Here is a 1,451-nt window from a genome sequence, read left to right as displayed (position 1 = left end):
CCCGCACCCGCACCCGCACCCGCCGAACGAACAGCGCGCCGAGCTATGAAGCGCCCGGCCCCCTCACAGCGGTACCGACACCCGCACCCCCACCCTCGTCCTCGTGGCGACCAGTTGGCCGTCCTGCGGATACGCGTGCCACGTACGCCAGTGCACCTGGCCCTCGTAGCGCTGCGCGAGCATCGCCGTGAAGGCGTGAGGGCTGCCGGGGAAGACGCCGGCGAGTCCGTGGGGGTGGTCGGAGACGAGCGCGAGGAGTTCCTGGGCGCGGCCGGCGAAGGAGCCGGGCGACAACACCTCGACGCGGGCGGCGAATTCGTACTCCCAGTCGCCCACCCTCTTGGCCACCCCGAGCGGGAGGGGCGTGCTGGAACCCGGGATGCAGGCGACCGTCTCCGAACAGTGACTGCCCCTCTCCTCCTCCAGGAGCACCTGGTGGGACGCGCCGAGAAGCCTCAACTGAAGCTTCGCGCCCGCGNNGGCCGCGCGGGTGTCGGTGTAGGTCGTGTTCAGGGTCGTGAGCATGGGTCGGCTCCGCTAGCACGCAAAGAAGATGAAGAAAGGTGGTCCGACGCACCCCGCTTCGGCACCGGAGGTGGGGCCCGGTCAGCCAGTTCGGGGTGGGGACGACGTCCCAGCGGTCCGGTCAGCCAGGACAGGCCTGCCGGGAGGGACGTCCGGGGGCTGCGTTGGCGATTTATAGGGAATCATGAACTGTGGGGCCACCACAGCGTTTTTACCCAACTTGACGTGCTTTCCATCCCCCCGAGGGCTGTACAGCTCAACTGTTCAACCAGGCGTGCGCCCCTGCCATGGAAGTGCTACTCGCGCGCCCGTTCCGGCGGGCGCGCGAACGACGGGGAGCGCCCGCCGGGCAACCGGACCCTCCCGGCGTACCCAGGCGTATACCTGGGGCACGCGGTCCGCGGAGGAGGTACGACGGGATCGCCCCCTTGCGGACGATCAGCCGCCCGGCGGACACACGAGCGCCCGCCGGGAGTTCGATCCCGGCGGGCGCTCGTGTCGTGGAGCTCGGCTGCCCCGTGTCAGCTGCCCCCACCGCATCCGCCCCCGCCTCCGCAGGAGGACCCGCACGACGAACTGCTGCCGCACGACGACGAGCTGCTGCTGCACGACGACGAACTGCTGCCGCACGACGAACCGCCGAGCACCCACCAGCTCTGGTCGCTGCCGTGGTACGTGTCGCTGTGGCTGCTGCCACGGCGGGCGCTCCCGCCGCCGTAACCGCCCGTACGGTAGCTGCCCGATCGCAGCGCGCGGGCGGTGCTTCTCTTGACGGACACGACGACCGTCGTGAGCACCACGAAGACGACCCCCAGGATGATGGCCACGAGCACGATCGCGTTCATGGCGCCACCCCCCTTCTCTTTCTCTCAGTCCCCCGAAGCAACCCCCCGTGGGTGCCCCGCTTTGTTCCAGTGCGGTGCCGC

The 1,451-nt window shown here is 70.2% G+C and carries 1 protein-coding gene and 1 pseudogene; one reads left to right on the top strand and one right to left on the bottom strand.

What is annotated here, in order from left to right; genetic code table 11:
• Positions 1-63: 63 nt before the first annotated feature.
• A pseudogene (locus AOK23_RS27985) lies at positions 64-478 on the bottom strand (DUF2617 family protein); the annotation flags it as partial.
• A gap of 542 nt (positions 479-1,020) precedes the next feature.
• On the opposite strand from AOK23_RS27985, the gene AOK23_RS48090 reads away from it, so the two are divergent.
• On the top strand, positions 1,021-1,245 hold the full coding sequence (locus AOK23_RS48090) for a hypothetical protein (protein ID WP_055715393.1): 225 nt from the start codon (positions 1,021-1,023) through the stop codon (positions 1,243-1,245).
• Positions 1,246-1,451: the final 206 nt, after the last annotated feature.

This window comes from Streptomyces torulosus (assembly GCF_001419765.1).
Lineage (GTDB): Bacteria > Actinomycetota > Actinomycetes > Streptomycetales > Streptomycetaceae > Streptomyces > Streptomyces torulosus.
This window is presented reverse-complemented; position numbering and strand designations above follow the sequence as displayed.